13 protein-coding genes are annotated in these 16,472 nt (G+C 50.4%); 1 reads left to right on the top strand and 12 read right to left on the bottom strand.

What is annotated here, in order from left to right:
* Positions 1 to 2: 2 nt before the first annotated feature.
* The 6 genes from AWM70_RS10385 to adhE all read right to left on the bottom strand — a co-directional run bounded on the left by AWM70_RS10385 (position 3) and on the right by adhE (position 9,377).
* Positions 3 to 833 (bottom strand): carbohydrate ABC transporter permease, encoded by an 831-nt coding sequence (locus tag AWM70_RS10385; protein WP_068696136.1) that lies wholly within the window; start codon positions 831 to 833, stop codon positions 3 to 5.
* Complete coding sequence (locus tag AWM70_RS10390) at positions 833 to 1,717, bottom strand: carbohydrate ABC transporter permease (RefSeq protein WP_068696138.1); 885 nt, start codon at positions 1,715 to 1,717, stop codon at positions 833 to 835. The genes AWM70_RS10385 and AWM70_RS10390 overlap by 1 nt, the downstream gene beginning before the upstream one ends.
* A gap of 94 nt (positions 1,718 to 1,811) precedes the next feature.
* Positions 1,812 to 3,206 (bottom strand): extracellular solute-binding protein, encoded by a 1,395-nt coding sequence (locus AWM70_RS10395; RefSeq protein WP_068696140.1) that lies wholly within the window; start codon positions 3,204 to 3,206, stop codon positions 1,812 to 1,814.
* Positions 3,207 to 3,396: 190 nt separating this feature from the next.
* The gene (gene pflA, locus AWM70_RS10400) at positions 3,397 to 4,158 is read right to left on the bottom strand and encodes a pyruvate formate-lyase-activating protein (protein WP_068696142.1); all 762 of its coding nucleotides are present in this window, start codon (positions 4,156 to 4,158) and stop codon (positions 3,397 to 3,399) included.
* A 45-nt stretch (positions 4,159 to 4,203) separates the two neighbouring features.
* The gene (gene pflB / locus AWM70_RS10405) at positions 4,204 to 6,465 is read right to left on the bottom strand and encodes a formate C-acetyltransferase (protein ID WP_068696144.1); all 2,262 of its coding nucleotides are present in this window, start codon (positions 6,463 to 6,465) and stop codon (positions 4,204 to 4,206) included.
* A gap of 287 nt (positions 6,466 to 6,752) precedes the next feature.
* A complete protein-coding gene (gene adhE, locus AWM70_RS10410; RefSeq protein ID WP_068696146.1) occupies positions 6,753 to 9,377 on the bottom strand; it encodes a bifunctional acetaldehyde-CoA/alcohol dehydrogenase in 2,625 nt (874 codons plus the stop codon).
* Positions 9,378 to 9,810: 433 nt separating this feature from the next.
* On the opposite strand from adhE, the gene AWM70_RS10415 reads away from it, so the two are divergent.
* A complete protein-coding gene (locus AWM70_RS10415; RefSeq protein ID WP_068696148.1) occupies positions 9,811 to 10,527 on the top strand; it encodes a Crp/Fnr family transcriptional regulator in 717 nt (238 codons plus the stop codon).
* A 156-nt stretch (positions 10,528 to 10,683) separates the two neighbouring features.
* On the opposite strand, the gene AWM70_RS10420 is transcribed toward AWM70_RS10415, so the two are convergent.
* The 6 genes from AWM70_RS10420 to AWM70_RS10445 form a co-directional block, all read right to left on the bottom strand.
* Entirely contained in the window at positions 10,684 to 11,400 is a 717-nt protein-coding gene (locus AWM70_RS10420) for a hypothetical protein (protein ID WP_068696150.1), read from the bottom strand.
* A gap of 338 nt (positions 11,401 to 11,738) precedes the next feature.
* Positions 11,739 to 12,056 carry a winged helix-turn-helix transcriptional regulator gene (locus tag AWM70_RS10425; protein ID WP_068696152.1) on the bottom strand — a complete coding sequence of 106 codons (318 nt, stop codon included), beginning with the start codon at positions 12,054 to 12,056 and terminating at the stop codon, positions 11,739 to 11,741.
* A gap of 243 nt (positions 12,057 to 12,299) precedes the next feature.
* Entirely contained in the window at positions 12,300 to 13,268 is a 969-nt protein-coding gene (locus AWM70_RS10430; protein WP_068696154.1) for a sugar phosphate isomerase/epimerase family protein, read from the bottom strand.
* Between the two features lie 122 nt (positions 13,269 to 13,390).
* Entirely contained in the window at positions 13,391 to 14,473 is a 1,083-nt protein-coding gene (locus tag AWM70_RS10435) for a Gfo/Idh/MocA family protein (protein ID WP_068696156.1), read from the bottom strand.
* Positions 14,466 to 15,236: a sugar phosphate isomerase/epimerase family protein gene (locus AWM70_RS10440; RefSeq protein ID WP_068696158.1), complete on the bottom strand. Its 771-nt coding sequence runs from the start codon at positions 15,234 to 15,236 to the stop codon at positions 14,466 to 14,468. The genes AWM70_RS10435 and AWM70_RS10440 overlap by 8 nt, the downstream gene beginning before the upstream one ends.
* Positions 15,237 to 15,309: 73 nt before the next feature.
* Entirely contained in the window at positions 15,310 to 16,386 is a 1,077-nt protein-coding gene (locus tag AWM70_RS10445) for a Gfo/Idh/MocA family protein (RefSeq protein ID WP_099093080.1), read from the bottom strand.
* Positions 16,387 to 16,472 lie beyond the last annotated feature (86 nt).

Here is a 16,472-nt window from a genome sequence, read left to right on the forward strand (position 1 = left end):
CGTTATCCCTTAACGCTGCCGGCGGTTACCCCTTCAATGATCTTCTCCTGCAGGATCGCATAAATCACAATTACCGGTACCACGGAAAATACAATTCCGGCTGACATCTGCGCGTAATTCATCTGATATTGATCCCGGAATTGAACCATACCTACCGGAAGCGTCCTCAAGTCATCATTGGAAAGGAAGTAGTTGGCCAGCAGGAACTCATTCCAATTCCCCAGAAAATTGACGATAAACACCGTAACCATCGCCGGGACTGTTAAAGGTATTATCATTCTAGCAAAGATACCCCCCGACCTCAATCCATCCATAACCGCGGCCTCTTCGATTTCACTAGGCAGAGAGCGCATGAAAGCCGCTAAAATAATGATCGTAAACGGAATGGCATTCGCTACATAAGGAATAATCAGTGCCCAGTGGGTATCCAGAATGTGCAGCTTTCTGACCAGTGTATAAATCGGCAGCATTAAAGCATTGTTAGGAATCAGCATGCCGACGAGCACCAGTCCAAACAGCGCTGCAGCCACACGTCCATATCTCATTCGAGTTACCGCAAATGCAAACATGGAGCCAAGCAGAATGCTGACGACCGATGATAACACGGAGATATACAAGCTGTTGAAAAAATACGTGCTGATTTTGGCATTCACCCACGCCTCCACATAGTTATGGAAGACCAGCTTGTGGGGGATGCCAAACGGATTGAGCGCTATGGCGTTGTTGTCCGTTTTGACCGAGGAGAACAGCACGAACAAGAACGGAAATAGAATGACGACCAAATACAAAAGCAGAAAGAGATGCGGCAGTCCTTTTTTCCATGTACGGGTCATCAGTATTCAATCCTTTCATTGCGACGGGCAATCAGCAGCTGGTACAAGACCGTTACGATGACCGTAAAGATAAAAATCAGCACCGCGATCGTATTCCCGTAGCCGTATTTGAAGTTGGTAATCGCATATTTGATCATATACGTGGCCATGACTTCCGTTGAGCCGGCCGGTCCGCCTTTGGTCATAACCAGAACGATATCTGCCGCTTTCATGGCGCCGGCAATCGACAGCATAATGACTACGGAAATGATCGGCCGGATCAAAGGCAAGGTAATCCGTACCGCTCTTTGAAAAGCCGACGCTCCGTCGATGGCAGCCGCCTCGTCGAGTTCGCCCGGAATGGACAAAATCGCCGCCAGCACCATCACGATATAAAATCCCGTCCACTGCCAGGCGTTCGTAATCAGGATCGACAGCATCGCATAACGTTCATCGGACAGCCAATAAATCGGCTTGATCCCGAAGGTGCCGAGGATCTGATTCAGCAGCCCGATGTCCGGCTCGTAGATGAAGCCCCACAAAATACCGATGACGGCTGTGGACATAATGGAAGGCAGAAAGACCGTCGTTTTGTATAGCCCCTTGAGCTTTTTGACATGGGCAATCAGCAAAGAGAACAGGATAATCAGCGGAACTTGAATGAAGACGGAGAAGACGATAAACCAGCCATTATTTTGGACCGAAACCCAGAAACGTTTCTGCTCCAAAGCTTTGGTATAATTTTCGAGCCCGGTCCATTTCACATGTGCGGAAACCCCGTTCCAGCTTGTAAAGCTGTAGTAGATGGAAGAGAAGATCGGATAAATAAAAAACATAACAAACAAAATCAGGGCCGGCAGGATAAATAAAAGAAAAATCGTTGGGCTTCTTAGCGCTTTGTTCATGAGGACCTCCACAAGACGTTATCGTTCATCCAAACCAAAGCAAGAATGCGCTTCGCCCGATTTGTCGGCGAAACGCATCCCGGGTCCAGCAGCTTTATTCCGAATCCGCGTTGGCTTCTTCCTGCACGGCTTGAAGTTCTTTGCCCATCTGTTCAGGTGTTGTCTGTTTGCCGATCAGCTTCTGAATCTGGATGTTGCTGATTTCGGTCGTTACATCCCCTTGAACGAGCGAGTCAAACGCAGGGAAAGAAGATTTCGAATTATTCAGCACATTGACGATTTCTTTCATCAGATCGTCCGTAATATTAGCCGAAAGCACGTCTTCGCTCAGCTTCATCGCTGGAAGCACACCGTCCTCAACCAGACCGCGGATCTGCATTTCTTCGTTGTACATGTATTTGATGAACAGCTTAACGGCCTGCAGCTTTCTTGGGTCCTTCTCTACTGCGGCCGAGAAGCCGTAACCGTTGTTGACGTCACGCATCAGCGCCGTTTGGTCGCCTACACCGCCGTCAACCGGAGGAAGGTTAAAGAACCCGACTTTGCCGATCAACCCCTCGCCGGATTGACCTTCTTTGAATACGGAGGATTTCCAGGTGCCGTCATACATTAGAACAGCTTCACCGCTGGTGAATTGGGTCGTATACTCTGCATATTCAAAGCCAAGCTCGCCTTTCTTGAAGTAACCTTTATCTTCCCACTCCTGATATTTCGCAAAAGCCTTCACCACATTTGGATCTGACCATTTCGCTTCACCGGTGACAAATTTCTGGGTCACGTCAGGTCCTGCATATCTCGCCCAAAGATGGTTGGCCAGCATAAGCGGCACCCAGCCGGCTTTGGACGCAGCGGCCATCGGCACTTTGCCGTCCGCTTTGATTTTGGCCAGCAGGTCTTCCAGTTCGGCCCAAGTGGTTGGAACTTTCAGGCCCTTCTCTTCGAAATAAGCTTTATTGTAGAAAAATCCTTCGCCCGAGCCGCCGATCGGCAAACCGTAGACGTTGCCTTCATAAGTGAAGGGCTCTAAAGAAGAAAAGCTGTCCGACAGGCCAAGCTCATCCAGTATCGGACTTAAATTGAGCAGCATGCCTTCTTTGGCGTAGACCTGGGAGTCCGGACTTCCAAACAAATCAAAAATATCCGGCGGGTTGCCCGCAGCCATCTCGCCGCGGAGCTTCTCTTTGCGGTTAACGTCCGACTCGACCCCGTCCAGTTTGATCGTGAGGCCAGGGACATCGGCTTCTACTTTCTTAACGACATCATTCAGGATCGCAAGACGTTTCTGTTTGTCGGCTCCCACCTGGGTATGACGCAAAGTCAGTTCGAATGGAGAGGTGTCCGTGGTGGATTCGCTAGGTGTGTTTGAGGCATCATTTGAGGCATTGCCTGCAGCCGAATTGTTGTTGTTGCCGTTGCCGCTGCCGCAGGCAGACAGCAGAGTCGTGGCTGCGATGAACAGCGTAAGTAACAGGACCATGCTTTTCTTCATCTTCCAAAATCCCCCCGAATGATCGATTTGTTTTACAATCTTATTATAGATTTAGGCCATCAGCCCCAGAAAGGAGGATATTTTTCTAATCGGGGGATAATATCATCCAAAATAACAAAAGAAAGCGGTTCAACTTCACATGTTCTGTGAGTTGACCGCTTTTTGCGTCACAATCTATGACATGAATCTATCAGGAGGTTAAACCCATGACGGCTTTGTCCGCCGCTATTTCTTTCATCCCCTGCTCCACCAGTTGGTAGGCTCTCGTTACTTCTTCAGGAGTAGGACTAGGCACTCCTTCCAGCGGATAAGCCCATTTCAAGGCTTCCCATTTGTAGATGCCCATTTGATGATACGGCAAAATCTCGAATTTCTCCACGGCGTTCAGCCCGCCGATAAAACGTCCAAGCTCAAGCAAATCCTCTTCATCCGTATTGATTCCAGGGACAAGCACGTGCCGGATCCACATGGGACGGTTATGATCCGACAGCCATTTGGCCATCGCCAGCATCTTATCATTAGGTTTGCCTGTCAGCTTGATGTGCTTCTCATTATCGATATGCTTCAAATCCAGAAGCACCAGATCTGTAACATCCAGCAAACCCTTGATTTTATCCCCTTCGTTATAACCGTTTGTATCCAAGGTAGTGTGAAGGTTCCAGCGTTCCTTCACGGCACGGAACAAATCAGCCACGAAATGGGCCTGCAGCGTCGCTTCGCCGCCGGATACCGTAAGTCCCCCGCCGGAGGTGCGGTAATAACTAATGTAAGGCTCAATTTCGGCCAGCACTTCCTCCAGCGTCATATCCTTGCCGCCTTCCAGATTCCAGGTGTCCGGATTATGACAATACTGGCATTTCAGCAGACAGCCCTGCATAAAGAGTACGAAACGAATTCCGGGGCCGTCGACCGTTCCGAAGGTTTCTAATGAATGTATGTGCCCTTTGATCATGTTACGTCATCCTTTCTGCAGGGACTGCAGGGAATTGTTTATTTCTTACATGCCTTCATGGAACGTTCTGTTGACTACATCCAGCTGCTGCTCGCGGGTCAGCTTGATAAAGTTAACCGCATAACCGGATACGCGGATGGTCAATTGCGGATAGTTCTCTGGATGGTCCATCGCATCCAGCAGCTGTTCGCGGTCGAACACGTTGACGTTCAGGTGATGCGCGTCGCTGCCAAAGTAGCCGTCCATCATTGCTACCAGGTTGTTTTTACGTGATTCCACTTCTTTACCCAGCGCTTTAGGGACGATTGAGAACGTGTTGGAAATACCGTCAAGGCTGTGTTCGTAAGGCAGTTTGGCTACCGAACTCAAGGAAGCGAGAGCACCTTTCTTGTCACGGCCATGCATAGGGTTTGCGCCCGGTGCAAATGGTTCGCCAGCCTTGCGGCCATCAGGTGTTGTACCTGTCTTCTTACCGTACACCACGTTGGAGGTGATGGTCAGAATCGATTGGGTTGGCAAAGCGTTGCGGTACGTTTTATGCTTGCGAATCATGCTCATAAAGGTTTCTACCAGGTTGACCGCAATGCTGTCGACACGATCGTCGTTGTTGCCGTAGCAAGGGAAGTCGCCTTCGATTTCAAAGTCGACTGCGATGCCGTTTTCGTTTCGGATCGGTTTAACTTTAGCATATTTGATAGCGCTCAAGGAATCGGCTACAACCGACAGACCGGCGATGCCGCAAGCCATGGTGCGGAGGATGTCGCGATCATGCAGCGCCATTTCGATCCGTTCGTAAGCGTATTTGTCATGCATGTAGTGGATCACGTTCAGCGTGTTCACATACAGTTTGGACAGCCATTCCATCATTGGAATTAACCGTTTCATCACTTCGTCGTAGTCCAGATATTCGGAAGTGATGGCTGGGAATTCCGGTGCGATCTGCGTGCCGTATCTTTCATCTTTACCGCCGTTGATGGCGTACAGCAAAGCTTTGGCCAGGTTGGCGCGTGCACCGAAGAATTGCATTTGTTTGCCGATGCGCATAGCGGATACGCAGCAGGCGATACCGTAATCATCGCCGTAGATCGGACGCATCAGATCGTCATTTTCGTATTGGATCGAGCTGGTTTCGATGGAAACCTTAGCGCAATATTTTTTAAATGCATCAGGCAGTTTGTCGGACCAGAGAACGGTCAGGTTTGGCTCCGGTGCAGGTCCCAGGTTGTACAGGGTATGCAGGAAGCGGAAGCTGTTCTTGGTGACTTTGGTTGTTCCGTTTACAGACATGCCGCCGATGGATTCCGTTACCCAGGTAGGGTCGCCGCTGTAAAGCTCGTTATATTCAGGCGTTCTGAGGAACTTCACGATCCGCAGCTTCATGACGAAATGGTCAACCAGTTCCTGAGCTTGTTCTTCTGTCAGCGTGCCTTCGGCAAGGTCACGTTCGATATAAGTGTCAAGGAACGAGGATACACGGCCAAGAGACATTGCCGCGCCGTCCTGCTCTTTAACGGCTGCCAAATAACCGAAATACAGCCATTGGAAAGCTTCTTTAGCATTGTTGGCCGGTCTGGAGATGTCAAAGCCGTACATTTCGCCGAGCTGTTTCAATTCGCCCAAAGCGCGGATTTGTTCGGACAGCTCTTCACGGAGACGAATCACGTCGACGTCCATAACATCTACTTCCATATCTTTCAGTTCTTCTTGTTTCTGTTTGATCAGGAAGTCTACCCCGTACAAAGCTACGCGGCGGTAGTCGCCGATAATGCGGCCGCGGCCGTAAGCGTCAGGCAAACCGGTGATGATACCAGTATGACGGGCATTTCTCATTTCTGCCGTATAAGCATCAAATACCCCTTGGTTATGAGTTTTGCGAACGTTCGTGTACAGATCTACGATTTCTGGCGGAAGGTCAAAGCCGTAAGCTTTACAAGCCGTAATGACCATCCGGATGCCGCCATTAGGGCGAATCGTACGTTGGAACGGAGCAGAGCCCTGCACACCTACGATTTGCTCTTTGTCTTTATCCAGAAATCCGGGAGCATGGGAAGTGATCGTCGAAGGCGTGTTAACGTCTACGTCCAGCACACCGCCTGCTTCTCTTTCTTTCTTGGACAGGTCGGACACGATTTCCCACAAAGCTTTGGTATTAGCCGTTGCGCCCTGCAGGAAGGATTCGTTTCCTTCATAAGGTTTGATGTTGGTATCGATGAAATTGGCCGTATTGACCTCTCTCATCCATTTGCCCGGTTTAAAGCCTCTCCAGGCATTCTGCGTTGCTGCTGTTTCTTTTTCAATCACCGACATTTGTAATCCCTCCATTTATATAGTTTGGAGTACGAAGGCTTGAAGGTTATCCTCCGCCTCGAGATCCCTAAAATTTGTGATAGATTTCACAATTCAGAATCTGATGAGGCCAGTTCAAGGTTATCTTCAGCTGCCCCATCACTTTCGCTTCGGGATCTTTTATGGTTTCATCATAGCTTATCCCCGGTAAAAGGGATGTGACAAACATCACAATTGCGGTGATGTTTGTCACTTTTTTCACAAAGTTATGGAGTTCAGATCCCTGTCTTATCCCTTATTTCATCCATTTACTCTTCGAAACGTCCGTAGAAGGCGTCTCTGTATACCTCGGCAAGCTCGGTGACCAGCGGCAGCTTAGGATTGGCGGTTGTGCATTGATCCTCGAAGGCGCGGTCTGCAAGATAATCTACATTCGATTCAAAATCTTTTGGATCAAATCCGAGCGCCTGGAACGACTCCGGAATGCCCAGCTTTTTGTTCAGGTCGCGGATCGCGTTGATCAGGCTCTTCACGCCTTCTTCTGTGGTGCGTGCGGGCAGTCCCAGGATGCGGGCGATTTCGGCATAACGCTGGTCGGCTACGAAGTTAGTGTACTTAGGCCAAGCCGCAAATTTCGTAGGTTTCTTCGCGTTATAGCGGATGACGTGCGGCAGCAGGATCGCGTTGGTACGTCCGTGAGCGGTATGATATTGACCGCCCCATTTATGCGCCAAGCTGTGGTTGATGCCCAGGAACGCATTCGCAAAAGCCATACCGGCCAGAGTCGAAGCGTTGTGCATTTTCTCGCGGGCGAGTTTGTCGCCGGTCAAAGCCGATTTCTCGAGATATTGGAACACCAGCTGAATCGCTTTAATCGCCAGGCCGTCCGTATAATCGTTTGCCATAACGGATACATAAGCTTCGATACCATGAGTCAGCACGTCCATGCCGGTATCGGCAACGGCTACTTTAGGCAGGCTGTAGACGAATTCAGGGTCGATGATCGCAACGTCCGGCGTCAGCTCGTAATCGGCCAAAGGATATTTGGTGTTGCCGACTTCTTTATTAGTAATAACTGCAAACGGCGTAACTTCGGAACCTGTACCGGATGTTGTCGGGATCGCTACGAATTTTGCTTTTTGACCCAAGCTAGGGTATTTGTAGGTCCGTTTGCGGATATCCATGAATTTCTGTTTCAGGTTGTGGAAATCGGTGTCCGGATATTCATAGAACAGCCACATGCCTTTGGCGGCATCCATCGGCGAACCGCCGCCTAGAGCGATGATGCAGTCCGGCTGGAATTTCGCCATCATTTCAGTACCGCGGGCAACGGTCGTAGTCGATGGATCCGGTTCAACGTCGGAGAACACTTCGATCGCTACAGGCGTTTGGCGCTGACGGAGGTAATGCTCCAATCTTTCCACATATCCCAGCTTCACCATCATCGGGTCGGTAACGATCATGACACGGTTAATGTCCGGCATTTTGGCCAGGTACTGGGTTGCGCCTTTTTCAAAATAGATTTTGGAAGGTACTTTAAACCACTGCATATTCACGGTACGATGGTTCACCCTTTTCACGTTAATCAGGTTGACGGCGGTCACGTTCGAAGAAGTGGAGTTGCGTCCGTAAGAGCCGCAGCCCAGCGTCAGCGACGGCAGGTTCGTGTTGTAGATGTCGCCGATGCCGCCCTGCGAAGAAGGCTGGTTCACCAGGATCCGGCAGGTTGGCAGACGGTCCGAAAATTTCTGGATGATTTCATCGTTGTTCGAATGAATAACCGACGAATGTCCCATGCCGCCGAAGTGTACAACCTGTTCCGCAAGGTCGATGCCTTGTTCAGCGGTTTTTACTTTGTAGCAGGCCAGTACAGGGCTGAGCTTCTCCGCAGACAGCGGGAATTTAGGACCTACGCCGTCAATTTCGGCGACAAGGATTTTGGTTCCGGCCGGCACCTGAATGCCGCACATTTCCGCAATTTTAACGGCTGGCTGTCCGACGATGGCCGGATTAACGGCGCATTTTTCGGCGACAATAGCTCCGGCCGTCAGCTTGGCGGCTTCTTCCTTGTTGACGAAATAGCAGCCGTTGGCGATCATTTTTTTCTTCACTTGGTCAAAAATAGGCTCTTCAATAATAACCGCTTGTTCGGAAGCACAGATCATGCCGTTGTCGAACGTTTTGGACAGGATCAAATCATTAACCGCTTGATCCAAATCAGCGCTTTTCTCAATGAAGCAAGGCACGTTGCCGGGACCTACGCCGAGAGCCGGTTTGCCGCAGCTGTAAGCTGCTTTCACCATGGCGGAACCGCCGGTGGCGAGAATGCAGGCTACATCAGGATGATTCATCAAAGCGTTGGTTCGGTCCATGGAAGGCTGTTCGATCCATTGGATGCAATCGGCGGGAGCGCCGTGTTTCACAGCGGCTTCCAGCAGAATTTTAGCGGCTTCGCGGCTGCATTCCTGTGCGGAAGGGTGGAAGCCGAAGATAATCGGGTTGCGTGTCTTAATGGCGATCAAAGATTTGAAGATCGTCGTGGAAGTCGGATTCGTCACCGGCGTAATCCCCATAATAATGCCGACCGGTTCAGCGATCTTCTGGAAGCTTTCGTAAGGATTGTCTTCAATCACGCCGACCGTCTTGCCATATTTGATGCTGTTCCAGATGTATTCGGTAGCGAACATGTTTTTAATAATTTTGTCCTCGTATACCCCGCGGCCCGTTTCTTCAACGGCTTTCTTGGCGAGGTACATGTGTTTGTCGAGCCCGGCCAGAGCCATCGCCTGCACAATGTCGTCGATTTGCTGCTGATCCATGCTCATGAAAGCCTCTGAAGCTTTTTTCGCTTTGTCGATCAAACCTTGGATGTACTCCTGTGCAGGCTGTACGGCCTGCTTTACATTTGAAGCTGCTTCATTTTTTACGGCCATCTCTCTCATCCTCCTGATAGTTGAAAAAGTTTAATAGGTCGGGCGGAGCAGCCCGGCGGCCTTGCTGTTGCCTCAACGAGACTTTGTAACACTTTGTTACAAAGTCTGCCGCGCCGAATCGCCTTACCGTTCTTCTTTACGGATTTATCATAGCACAGCCATTTTAACTTGTGTAGTGAATTTTTTCACAAAGTTTGTCTGTTTTGAAAATTTGTTTTCGCTCTAGTTTCAATTTCTTGCAATACAGCGTTCATTTATTATTCCCATTTTCCCTGTTTCCAAATGCTGGTTCCCCTCTTTTAAGTGAAAATAGTCACAATGTTTAAAATTTCGCCACTTTTTAGGCTTCAAAAAGCCCCAAATTACAGATAATACACGTTATAATTAATTTAAAAATTTGAGAAAAATTTGGAGTACAAAGGGGAAACCAAAAATGAGCGAGCAAATGAACGGCGTTGAAACCCAAGGGAATACAAGTTGTTTTTCGGAACAGAATTTCAATCGACTGCTTGTCATCATGAAAGACAAAAATTACGCCGAAGGTTCCCATCTGTTCTGGGAAGGCGATGTGTCGGACAAATTGTTCTACATCAAACGCGGACGCGTTAAAATGACCAAATCGACGGATGAAGGCAAAGAACTCATTCTATATATGTACGGACGCGGGGACCTGATCGGCCAGGCCGATCCGTTCTTCAGCTCGAAGCACAGCTTTACGGCGGAAGTCATTGAAGACTGCGAGGTCGGCATCGTGGAAAATAAGGATCTTGAAATCCTCATCTGTCAGCACTGCGATTTCGCGATCGACTTCATGAAATGGATGGGCATTCACCACCGCCTGACCCAAACCAAATTCAGAGACTTGATGATGTACGGCAAACCGGGCGCGCTCTGCTCGACGCTGATCCGGCTTAGCAATACTTACGGCGAACAGCACGGCGACACGATCCTCATTAATAAAAAGATTACGCATACCGATCTTTCGAACATGATCGGCGCTACACGCGAAAGCGTCAACCGGATGCTGAGCGACCTGCGCAAGAAGGACGCGCTTGAATACGAAAACGGCATGATCGTCATTAAAGATCTCGTTATGCTCCAGGACATCTGCCACTGCGAGCTGTGCCCGAATGAAATTTGCCGGATCTGATCCCTTTTCAGCTGCCTTTGCGAGCTCACTTCAGCCCCTGCAAATCTAAAAGCTCTGCCCGTTAGCAGCGGACAGAGCTTTTTAATTTACGCTCGACTTACTAATGTTTGGTGTCGCTTGGTTGTTCCAGAACCGAATACATTGCAGCAGCTTGCCTTAAATCTGACTCAGCACAACCTCAAGTTTGTCGCTGGGCTGAAGCGGGATATCCAGACCGCTTTGCAGCAGTTTTTTGTTGTTCAGCTTGACGACCCACTGTTCGTTCACATTGCCGGTATAACCATTAACAGACGTCACAAGACGGCTCCCGTCATTGAGCTGAATCAAACCGCATTGCATGAGAACGCTTCTAACCGTCAGATTCGCCTGGTAGATATTCACAAAGTAATACTGCATGCTCGGCTTGGACAATCCGCCGGAAATATTGAGTACCACAGGGGTAAGTGACGAGGCGGTTGCTCCGTCCTTCCCTTTCAGATATACCAGCACTTCGTCGCCGCTATGCATCGTCTTGCCCCAGGAAGAGGCCTCTGCTTCGGCACCATTCACTTTAACCGCCCAGGATAATCCGTTATCCAGCGATATATCGCCGACGGAGACAATGCCGTCTTGCTCATCATTTAACACAATAATTCCACTGCTCCGAAGGACTTCTCTCAGGTCAGGTTTCTTCAGCTCATCCACCGGGAAGGTCCGGGTAATATCCGGAATCAGCCTTTCACCGTCAATTCGCAGCCTGATCTTATTGTCAAGCGGCATGACAGAAGGCTGCGGTTCTGCAGAAGGCCGCGAGGAACAGGCAGCCGAGAATAATAACACCGAGCATGCCAATAACCCTAAAAGAAGGCGGCCGATCCAGCTTGTCCAGCTCACCTTTCCTCCCCCTCTCTTGGTATGGTTCCTCCTTTAAGCATACCGGACATCTCCGTCCGTTTCAAACGCCTACCTTCAAAAGAGCGTCCCACTGGGGACGCCCTGCCTTCTATACCTTCCCAAAATCCCGGCTTCCGTCAAACATTCTGTTCATCCAGATCATAAAGGCTGCGGACAGATTGAAATCATTATCGCTAAGCAAAAAACAAATGCCGCAATCCGCGTACCGGATCCGGCATTTGCTTATTCATCATTTACTGTTCTATCCCTACCCGTTTCTTGAATGGCCGCCTGTGTTGAAACTCTTGTTAATAAGGCTATGCTTGCTTGATCCACTTTTACTCGATCCAATCTTCCGCCCAAGACTGAATTTGATCCATTACAGGGCGGAGCGCCTTCCCCTTTTCGGTCAGCTCATATTCAATCCTAACCGGTGTTTCCGGATAGACGTGCCGGGTCAAAATCCCTTCGCACTCCAGATCCTTCATCCGTTCAGACAGCATTTTATCGCTCATCGACGGGATCAGATTCGAAATATCTTTAAAGCGTTTGGGACCACTCATCAAAGTTCGAATAATCAATCCGTTCCACCGTTTCCCCAGGAAAGAAAATGCGGTTTCAAAGCGGGGGCACATGCTGAAATCCTTATCTGCCATTGCTTATCACCTCTTTAATGATCCGGAGCAGATGGTTCCGGATTTTGCTTACATTAAGTTAGTACATATCATTTTAACATAGTTTTAACGATTTGAAAACGGGCTATTCATGGAATCTTCATTTTTCGGGAAAAAGGGTAACTTGGTTATCCTGCCTCCCCTAAAAACAGAGAAGCAATCCTTAAACGAACCGTTCAGGATTGCTTCTCTTTCTCTTTTTGAGCTGTCAGGCGAATCAGTTGTTTACAGCCACCACATATCGGCAGCGGAGTCCTCAATCAGCACCTGCTTCAGGTTGCCGACCGCTTTGGTAAAGCCTTCTTCTACGGACATGAGGCCGTCTTCATGCTCGATGCTGACCACATAATCGTAACCAACGAGACGCAGCGCGCTGATGATGTCCGCCCAGGTCTTGAGGTCATGGCCATAACCCACGGTGCGGAACTGCCAGGCGCGGTCCATCATTTTGTCATAGGTCTGCATATCGGTAATGCCCCATTTGTTGACGTTCACCGGATCAATGGTGGTGTCCTTCGCATGGAAATGGTGGATCGCGTTTTCATGGCCCAAAATTTTGACCGCCTCGACCGGATCAATTCCCTGCCACCACATATGGCTTGGGTCCAGGTTTGCACCGACTACTTCGCCTGCCGCTTCACGCAGCTTCAGAAGTGTTCCCGGCGTATGTACCGAGAAACCACCATGCAGCTCCAAACCGATCTTCACATGATGTTCGGCAGCAAATTTTCCCCACTCTGTCCAATAAGGGATCACTTTGTTCTCCCACTGCCATTTCAGAATGTCCTGGTAATCGTTTGGCCAAGGAGCTACCGGCCAGTTTGGATATTTTGCGTCTTCATGATCTCCCGGACACCCAGAGAAGGTATTGACTACCGGCACTTCAAGCTGCTCCGCCAGCAGGACGCTTTTGACGAAATCGTCATGATCCGCCTGGGCCAGCGCTTTTTGCGGGTGAAGCGGATTGCCGTGGCAGCTGAGTGCGCTGATTGTCAAGCCGCGGGATTGAACCGCCCGCTTGAACTCGGTAAGCTTGGTTTTATTTTCGAGCAGCTCTTCAGGTTTGCAATGGGCATTGCCCGGATTGCCACCTGTACCGATTTCTACGGCCTGGATGCCTTTTGAGGCCACATAGTCAAGCGCTTCCTCGAGAGGACGTCCACCAAACAGAACCATAAAAATGCCTAATTTCACACCAATTCCTCCTTGAACCCTTAATATGGAATACTAATCTTTATTATAGACATGCTTTCTAGGCAACAGCTGCAAAACTTCCATTTCCGGCTTATTTCAGCGTGTTAGCGTATTAGGATTGATCAGTCAAAATAAACCGCTTTGCCGGTTTTGGCCGACTCATAGATCGCTTCTAGGATTTGCGTAACCACAAAGGCTTGCTCCGGCTTCACGAGCGGCTCCTTGTCTTCCAGAATCGCCTGCACCCAGGCTTTGGCTTCACGATAAGCGTCGGTCTCTTCTTCGCCGGAGAAAAAGGCTACGCCGCCGGAGCTGAGGTCGATTTGCGTATCATAAAGACGGCTATTCTTCTCGCCATTGATGCGCAGGCCATTTTTCATATCAGCTCCGCCTTCAGTTCCGCACAGCAGCGTTTTGGCTTCGCCGGTTTCAACTACGTTCAGGGCCCAGCTGGATTCCAGAATGATCGTGGCGCCGTTCTTCATCGTAATGTAACCGAACGCAGAGTCCTCAACCTTGAACTCGGCAGGATCCCAGGAGCCGAATGCGTTCGCTGCATTCTCGCGATGTCCCAGCTTGTGGAAGACGGAACCCATTACGCTCTTAGGCTCGTAGTTATCCATCAGCCACAAGGTCAGATCCAGCGCGTGTGTGCCGATATCGATCAACGGGCCGCCGCCTTGCTTCTCTTCATCCAGGAATACGCCCCAGGTTGGAACCGCGCGGCGGCGGATCGCCAATGCTTTGCCCAGGTAAATATCGCCCAGTTCGCCTTGCTCGCACAATTCTTTCAAATATAAGCTGTCATTGCGGAAGCGGTTCTGGTAGGCGATGCTCAGCTTCTTGCCGGTCCGTTTGGCAGCTTCCAGCATGGCACGGGCCTGCTCCGACGTTTTGGCCATCGGCTTCTCGCACATGACATGGTTGCCTGCTTCAAGCGCAGCTACCGTAATTTCGGAGTGTGAATCGTTTGGCGTACAGACATGCACGACATCAATGTCGCTGTTTGCCAGCAGCTCGCGGTAATCGGTAAAGACTTTAGCGTCCTGCGTGCCGTATTCCTTGGCCGCTTTGCGGGCGCGTTCTTCAACGATATCGCAGAATGCGACCAAATCCACTTCAGGTTGTTTAGCCAGGCTCGGAAGATGTTTGCCATTGGCAATTCCTCCGCAGCCGATAATCGCTACTTTCAGTTGTTTAGACATTCAATTTTCCTCCCTGAGACACATAGTTTTTAACCCAGTCCATGCTGGTTGTAATACAGTTGATTGCACCGTTCGCCGTATAATCCTGCTCCACGATCAGCCATTCAACACCGGCTTCGATGGCGGCGTCCGCTATGCGTTTAATATCCAGCTGTCCTGCGCCCAGCTCGACTGTTTCCGGCGAGCCGTCTTCTTTCTTTTTCACGTCTTTCAGATGCAGAAGCGGCATGCGGCCTTTGTATTTCTCAATGTAAGCGACGGCGTCAAAGCCGGCAAACTCGACCCAGCAGGAGTCCAGTTCGACTTCTAGCAGCGAAGCAGGCACCGTTTCAAAAATCGTATCCAGCACGGTTTCGCCATTCAGCTTCTGGGTCAGCTCAAAATCATGGTTATGGTACATCAAAGTGATGCCTTTAGCCGCGCAGGCTTCAGCTATACGCTGGATGTCGGCAATGATCTCTTCCCAGCGGCCGCGGTCCTCTTCGGCGACGTAAGGGACAATCAGCTTGTTGTTGCCGATAAACTGGTTGATTTCAATCTGTTCATCCAGATGATTCAGCAGCAGATCCAGCGAAGTGTGTGCGCCGACAGCCGTCAGCCCGTTTTCTTCAAGCAGCGCTTTCACCTGCTCTTTGGTTCTGCCGTAGAAGCCGGCAAACTCGACGCCTTGGTATCCCAGTTCCGCTACTTTGCGGAGCGTTCCTTCAAAATCCTGTTCCATTTGTTCGCGAACCGTATACAATTGCAGGGCTATTTTGGCCATGTCGATTCTCCTCTTCCTCAATTTAGATTCATCGGTTTCAATTCATTGTTCGGGGTCCTATGTTCATTGATCGCTAGGGAGCCAGAGCCGCGCTCAGCTCTGCGGCGCTTTCAAGCGCAATGTGCCGGCCTTCCTGGGACGATCTGCCGAAGGCATGCATCGCTTCCAGCACGTGATAAGCTACCAGCCCGGACGCACGCGGGTTGCGGCCTTCGGATATCGCATCGGCCATATCTTCAAGACCTCTGCCCCGCTCATTGCCATGGCTTTCGAATACGGGCGGGAGAACCGTCCATTCCTCGCTGCCGACTTTCCGAAGCTTAACTTCGCCTTCAAAATAGTTCGGGTCCGGCAGACGCAGGGTTCCTTCCGTTCCGTAAATCTCAATCCACGGGAGCGTGCTGCCGCCACGGATGTCAAAGCTGGTCACGAGTGTGCCGATTACGCCGCTGGCAAAATCCAGCGTACCGCTGTAATGCGTCGGGGTCTGAACCGGGATCGGCTTGCCCGCGTCCGGACCGGAGCCGACCTTCCGCTCCGGAATCTGGCTGCCTGCCGAGCCGCTGATCCGGGCAATCGGCCCGAGCAGCTGGATCAGTGCGGTCAAATAATAGGGTCCCATGTCAAACATCGGTCCGCCACCGGCAGCGTAGAAAAAGGCGGGGTTCGGATGCCAGCCTTCCGGTCCGGCTCCCATCATAAAGGCGGTCGCCGCAACAGGCCGTCCAATCGCCCCGTCAAGCAATGCCTGGCGGGCAGTCTCAAGGCCGGAACCCATAAAGGTATCCGGGGCTGAACCGACCACGAGCCCTTTTCTGGCCGCCAGCTCCAGCATTTTCTTTCCATCGGAAAGAGAAATGGCGAGCGGTTTCTCCGTATATACGTGCTTTCCATGTTCGAGCGCAGCCAGACTGACTGCCGCATGGGAAGCGGGAATGGTCAAGTTCAGAATGGCGTCTACATCGCTTTCCAGCATTTCTTCAACGGTGTATACGCTTTCAACATCAAACTGCTTGGCCCTCTCCTGCGCCTTCTCAGGCAGCATGTCCGAACAAGCTACCAACGCCACCTTGGAGCTGTTCTTCAGATAAGTAAAATATGCGGGACTGATATTGCCGCAGCCAATAACGCCAACCTTCAACGGGGTCACGGAATCACTCCTTGAGCTGTTCAATTTAGCAGCCAATTTCTTCATCCTTAAGGAGTCGGCTTGCTTGGTTGCGCTTCCTTAAGTTA

Origin of the sequence: Paenibacillus yonginensis, from assembly GCF_001685395.1 — a bacterium.
GTDB lineage: Bacteria > Bacillota > Bacilli > Paenibacillales > Paenibacillaceae > Fontibacillus > Fontibacillus yonginensis.

Coding starts and splice junctions, on each gene's coding strand:
- AWM70_RS10385 (WP_068696136.1), bottom strand. CDS start 833: ATGACCCGTACATGGAAAAAAGGACTGCCGCATCTCTTTCTGCTTTTG.
- AWM70_RS10425 (WP_068696152.1), bottom strand. CDS start 12,056: ATGGCAGATAAGGATTTCAGCATGTGCCCCCGCTTTGAAACCGCATTT.
- AWM70_RS10395 (WP_068696140.1), bottom strand. CDS start 3,206: ATGAAGAAAAGCATGGTCCTGTTACTTACGCTGTTCATCGCAGCCACG.
- pflA (WP_068696142.1), bottom strand. CDS start 4,158: ATGATCAAAGGGCACATACATTCATTAGAAACCTTCGGAACGGTCGAC.
- adhE (WP_068696146.1), bottom strand. CDS start 9,377: ATGGCCGTAAAAAATGAAGCAGCTTCAAATGTAAAGCAGGCCGTACAG.
- AWM70_RS10440 (WP_068696158.1), bottom strand. CDS start 15,236: ATGGCCAAAATAGCCCTGCAATTGTATACGGTTCGCGAACAAATGGAA.
- AWM70_RS10390 (WP_068696138.1), bottom strand. CDS start 1,717: ATGAACAAAGCGCTAAGAAGCCCAACGATTTTTCTTTTATTTATCCTG.
- AWM70_RS10435 (WP_068696156.1), bottom strand. CDS start 14,473: ATGTCTAAACAACTGAAAGTAGCGATTATCGGCTGCGGAGGAATTGCC.
- AWM70_RS10415 (WP_068696148.1), top strand. CDS start 9,811: ATGAGCGAGCAAATGAACGGCGTTGAAACCCAAGGGAATACAAGTTGT.
- pflB (WP_068696144.1), bottom strand. CDS start 6,465: ATGTCGGTGATTGAAAAAGAAACAGCAGCAACGCAGAATGCCTGGAGA.